The 5,785-nt window shown below is 45.9% G+C and carries 2 tRNA genes and 3 rRNA genes; all 5 read left to right on the forward strand.

What is annotated here, in order from left to right:
* The first annotated feature begins 459 nt into the window (after positions 1-459).
* The 5 genes from ACTJJF_RS21910 (at position 460) to rrf (ending at position 5,637) form a co-directional block, all read left to right on the forward strand.
* Positions 460-1,976 (forward strand): 16S ribosomal RNA (locus tag ACTJJF_RS21910).
* Positions 1,977-2,192: 216 nt separating this feature from the next.
* Positions 2,193-2,266, forward strand: a tRNA-Ile gene (locus tag ACTJJF_RS21915).
* 87 nt (positions 2,267-2,353) lie between these two features.
* Positions 2,354-2,427 (forward strand) — tRNA-Ala (locus tag ACTJJF_RS21920).
* A 206-nt stretch (positions 2,428-2,633) separates the two neighbouring features.
* Positions 2,634-5,387: ribosomal RNA gene (locus ACTJJF_RS21925) — 23S ribosomal RNA — on the forward strand.
* Between the two features lie 142 nt (positions 5,388-5,529).
* Positions 5,530-5,637: ribosomal RNA gene (rrf, locus tag ACTJJF_RS21930) — 5S ribosomal RNA — on the forward strand.
* The 16S, 23S and 5S rRNA genes sit together here with 2 tRNA genes alongside, the layout of an rRNA operon.
* The last annotated feature ends 148 nt before the right edge of the window (positions 5,638-5,785 follow it).

Here is a 5,785-nt window from a genome sequence, read left to right on the forward strand (position 1 = left end):
TTTATGTTAAATAAACTTGCGGGGTAATGATGAAGTTTCTATCTTTGCCCCACTGAAAAACGAAAGAGATTCAGTAAGCGCAGAAGAGCTTTTAGATAAGCAAAAACGATATACTTTTAAAAAGAAACGAACGAAAAAAAACTTTAAATTTTTATAGGTTAAAAGTTGCGGGTTAAAATAAAGTTTGTATCTTTGCAGTCCCAATTAAGGGAGCGCAGGAGTATTGAGATTGAGGGTTTGGGAAGAATTAAGGTTACTTAAAAAACTTTAAAATTTTCTTTCAAAACATTTGGTCAGTTCAAAATAAAGTTTTACTTTTGCACTCGCAAATACGGAGCAACACTGACAGAGAGATTGTTTCGGAAAAAGCGAAAGATATAAAGATCATTGACATACAATATAACAACCAAGTAAGGAAAAACTAAAGCGTTAAAAACTTTGAGTGAGTCAGACAAACATACAATGGAGAGTTTGATCCTGGCTCAGGATGAACGCTAGCGGGAGGCCTAACACATGCAAGCCGAGCGGTAGAGATCTTTCGGGATCTTGAGAGCGGCGTACGGGTGCGGAACACGTGTGCAACCTGCCTTTATCAGGGGGATAGCCTTTCGAAAGGAAGATTAATACCCCATAATATTTAGAATGGCATCATTTTAAATTGAAAACTCCGGTGGATAGAGATGGGCACGCGCAAGATTAGATAGTTGGTGAGGTAACGGCTCACCAAGTCTGCGATCTTTAGGGGGCCTGAGAGGGTGATCCCCCACACTGGTACTGAGACACGGACCAGACTCCTACGGGAGGCAGCAGTGAGGAATATTGGACAATGGGTGGGAGCCTGATCCAGCCATCCCGCGTGAAGGATGACGGCCCTATGGGTTGTAAACTTCTTTTGTATAGGGATAAACCTAGATACGTGTATCTAGCTGAAGGTACTATACGAATAAGCACCGGCTAACTCCGTGCCAGCAGCCGCGGTAATACGGAGGGTGCAAGCGTTATCCGGATTTATTGGGTTTAAAGGGTCCGTAGGCGGATCTGTAAGTCAGTGGTGAAATCTCACAGCTTAACTGTGAAACTGCCATTGATACTGCAGGTCTTGAGTGTTGTTGAAGTAGCTGGAATAAGTAGTGTAGCGGTGAAATGCATAGATATTACTTAGAACACCAATTGCGAAGGCAGGTTACTAAGCAACAACTGACGCTGATGGACGAAAGCGTGGGGAGCGAACAGGATTAGATACCCTGGTAGTCCACGCCGTAAACGATGCTAACTCGTTTTTGGAGCGCAAGCTTCAGAGACTAAGCGAAAGTGATAAGTTAGCCACCTGGGGAGTACGAACGCAAGTTTGAAACTCAAAGGAATTGACGGGGGCCCGCACAAGCGGTGGATTATGTGGTTTAATTCGATGATACGCGAGGAACCTTACCAAGGCTTAAATGGGAAATGACAGGCTTAGAAATAGGCTTTTCTTCGGACATTTTTCAAGGTGCTGCATGGTTGTCGTCAGCTCGTGCCGTGAGGTGTTAGGTTAAGTCCTGCAACGAGCGCAACCCCTGTCACTAGTTGCCATCATTAAGTTGGGGACTCTAGTGAGACTGCCTACGCAAGTAGAGAGGAAGGTGGGGATGACGTCAAATCATCACGGCCCTTACGCCTTGGGCCACACACGTAATACAATGGCCGGTACAGAGGGCAGCTACACAGTGATGTGATGCAAATCTCGAAAGCCGGTCTCAGTTCGGATTGGAGTCTGCAACTCGACTCTATGAAGCTGGAATCGCTAGTAATCGCGCATCAGCCATGGCGCGGTGAATACGTTCCCGGGCCTTGTACACACCGCCCGTCAAGCCATGGAAGTCTGGGGTACCTGAAGTCGGTGACCGTAACAGGAGCTGCCTAGGGTAAAACAGGTAACTAGGGCTAAGTCGTAACAAGGTAGCCGTACCGGAAGGTGCGGCTGGAACATCTCATTTTAGAGCGTCTTAAGACGTTAAACAAAATCAGTATCGTAAGATACATTATACTTACTTAAAGCCATAGCTTTAGTTTTTTGTTTGGTTGATTTATATTAAAAATACAAAACCCACTAGAAATTAGTATAGGGAAGAGATACAAGAGCCCAGAGCCAAGAACCAAGACGAAAAAGAAGTCTTGTATCTAGCATCTAGGATCTAAACGTCTAAAAAGACAGTCTCGTAGCTCAGCTGGTTAGAGCGCTACACTGATAATGTAGAGGTCGGCAGTTCGAGCCTGCCCGAGACTACTAATTAAAAGACGGGAAGATAAAAGAGCCAAGAGCCAAGATAAATAATCTTGAATCTAGCATCTTGAGTCTCTTAGTCTACTAGAGGGGGAATTAGCTCAGCTGGCTAGAGCGCCTGCCTTGCACGCAGGAGGTCAAGGGTTCGACTCCCTTATTCTCCACAGTTTTGGAAGCTTAATTTAAAAGTTACGGATGGAGCCAACAACAACATCTGTTTATTAAGTTGACAAGAAGAAATTAAGATCATTGACATTAACGGTAAAGACATCACAAAGAGATAACCGAGCACTTTCGAGTGCCGAGTTTATAAAAATATCGATTAGTATTGATACTAATCAAAAAATACTGAACTAATTTAAATATTAGGAAAGAAATCGTTAAGGGCGTATGGCGGATGCCTAGGCTTTCAGAGGCGACGAAGGACGTGGTAAGCTGCGAAAAGCTGCGGGGATTGGCACACACGAATTGATCCGCAGATGTCCGAATGGGGCAACCCGGCATGTTGAAGACATGTCATCCCTTAGGGGAAGCAAACCCGGAGAACTGAAACATCTAAGTACCCGGAGGAAAAGAAATCGAAGAGATTCCGTAAGTAGTGGCGAGCGAAAGCGGATTAGCCCAAAAGTCTTTTTATGTTTAGAGGAATGTTTTGGAAAGAACAATCATAGAAGGTGACAATCCTGTACTCGAAAGGCATAATAAGATGATAAATGAGTAGGGCGGGACACGTGAAATCCTGTCTGAATATGGGGGGACCATCCTCCAAGGCTAAATACTCCTGAAAGACCGATAGTGAACAAGTACTGTGAAGGAAAGGTGAAAAGCACTTCGAATAGAAGGGTGAAATAGAACCTGAAACCGTACGCCTACAAGCGGTCGGAGCAGCATTAAGCTGTGACGGCGTGCCTTTTGCATAATGAGCCTACGAGTTAATTTTACTAGCGAGGTTAAGGTATTAAGTACCGGAGCCGGAGCGAAAGCGAGTCTGAATAGGGCGCATAGTTAGTAGGATTAGACGCGAAACCTTGTGATCTACCCATGGGCAGGTTGAAGCTCTGGTAACACAGAGTGGAGGACCGAACCGGTTGACGTTGAAAAGTCTTCGGATGACCTGTGGGTAGGGGTGAAAGGCCAATCAAACTGGGAGATAGCTCGTACTCTCCGAAATGCATTTAGGTGCAGCGTCGTATATAAGTTTATTAGAGGTAGAGCGACTGATTGGATGCGGGGGAGTCAAATCCTACCAATTCCTGACAAACTCCGAATGCTAATAAATGTTCTACGGCAGTGAGGGCATGGGTGCTAAGGTCCATGTCCGAGAGGGAAAGAACCCAGACCAACAGCTAAGGTCCCCAAATATATGTTAAGTTGAAGCAACGCGGTTGGACTGCATTGACAGCTAGGATGTTGGCTTGGAAGCAGCCATTCATTTAAAGAGTGCGTAACAGCTCACTAGTCGAGCGGTCCGGCATGGATAATAATCGGGCATAAACATATTACCGAAGCTATGGATTTGTACATTGTACATCTGGTAGGAGAGCATTCTATTTGCTTAGAAGCAGTACTGTGAGGTATTGTGGAGCGTATAGAAAAGAAAATGTAGGCATAAGTAACGATAAAGCGGGCGAGAAACCCGCTCACCGAAAGACTAAGGTTTCCTCAGCCATGCTAATCAGCTGAGGGTTAGTCGGGACCTAACGCGCACCCGAAAGGGGAAGTGGATGGACAATGGGTTAATATTCCCATACTTGCTCACACTAAAAAGGGGACGGAGTTCCGTACTTACTGGAGACTGACGGAATAGTCAAGGCCTAGCCTTCGGGCGAAGCTGCTGTAGGGAAAGAGCTTCCAAGAAAAGCCGAAGTGAAGCAACCCGTACCAAAACCGACACAGGTAGTCGAGGAGAGAATCCTAAGGTGCTAGAGTGAATCATGGTTAAGGAACTAGGCAAAATAGTCTCGTAACTTCGGGAGAAGAGACGCCATCAGCAATGGTGGCCGCAGTAAAGAGGCCCAGGCGACTGTTTATCAAAAACACAGGACTCTGCAAAATCGAAAGATGCAGTATAGGGTCTGACACCTGCCCGGTGCTGGAAGGTTAAGGAAGGTGCTTAGCGTAAGCGAAGGCATTGACTGAAGCCCCAGTAAACGGCGGCCGTAACTATAACGGTCCTAAGGTAGCGAAATTCCTTGTCGGGTAAGTTCCGACCTGCACGAATGGTGTAACGATCTGGGCACTGTCTCAACCATGAGCTCTGTGAAATTGTAGTATCGGTGAAGATGCCGATTACCCGCAATGGGACGAAAAGACCCTGTGAACCTTTACTATAACTTCGTATTGACTTTGAGTAAGTAATGTGTAGGATAGGTGGGAGGCTTTGAAGCTTGCACGCTAGTGTAGGTGGAGCCGTCGTTGAAATACCACCCTTTACTTACTTGGAGCCTAACTTCTTTCAGAAGGACATTGCGTGGTGGGTAGTTTGACTGGGGTGGTCGCCTCCAAAAGAGTAACGGAGGCTTTCAAAGGTACCCTCAGCACGCTTGGTAACCGTGCGTAGAGTGTAATGGCATAAGGGTGCTTGACTGTGAGACCTACAAGTCGATCAGGTGCGAAAGCAGGACATAGTGATCCGGTGGTTCCGTATGGAAGGGCCATCGCTCATAGGATAAAAGGTACTCCGGGGATAACAGGCTAGTCTCCCCCAAGAGCTCACATCGACGGGGAGGTTCGGCACCTCGATGTCGGCTCGTCACATCCTGGGGCTGGAGAAGGTCCCAAGGGTTGGGCTGTTCGCCCATTAAAGTGGCACGCGAGCTGGGTTCAGAACGTCGTGAGACAGTTCGGTCTCTATCTATTGCGGGCGTTAGATGTTTGAGAGGGCTTGATTCTAGTACGAGAGGACCGAATTGAACAAACCTCTGGTGTATCAGTTGTACCGCCAGGTGCACTGCTGAGTAGCTACGTTTGGAAGAGATAAGCACTGAAGGCATATAAGTGCGAAACTCGCCTCAAGATGAGACATCTTTTAAGGGTCGTTGGAGATGACGACGTTGATAGGCTACAGGTGTAAAGACAGTAATGTCATAGCCGAGTAGTACTAATTACCCGTAGATTTATAGCCTGATATGGCGCACGGAAGTGCAGCAAGGTTAGCTCTTTGTGAAAGTTTTTATCGCTTAAAACAGAAGCTAGAAACTAGATGTTAGAAGTTAGTATCTCACTAACCTCTAAGTACTAATCTCTAACTTCTTATATACCTTCTTTAGGGTGGTTTTAGCGGTGGGGCTCACCTGTTCCCATTCCGAACACAGAAGTTAAGCCCACCAGCGCCGATGGTACTGCTAACGCGGGAGAGTAGGCCGCCGCCAGTTTTTATTTTATTTTTAAAAATCCTTTATCATAATGATAAAGGATTTTTTTGTTTTTATCCCTATGGGAAATCATGTATCCTCAGAGAATCTTTCGCCATTTACTTTACAACAGGTATAGATCCAGGTTTTGGCTAAAGCCTATGGAATT

The organism is Chryseobacterium sp. 22458 (assembly GCF_052044975.1).
Lineage (GTDB): Bacteria > Bacteroidota > Bacteroidia > Flavobacteriales > Weeksellaceae > Chryseobacterium.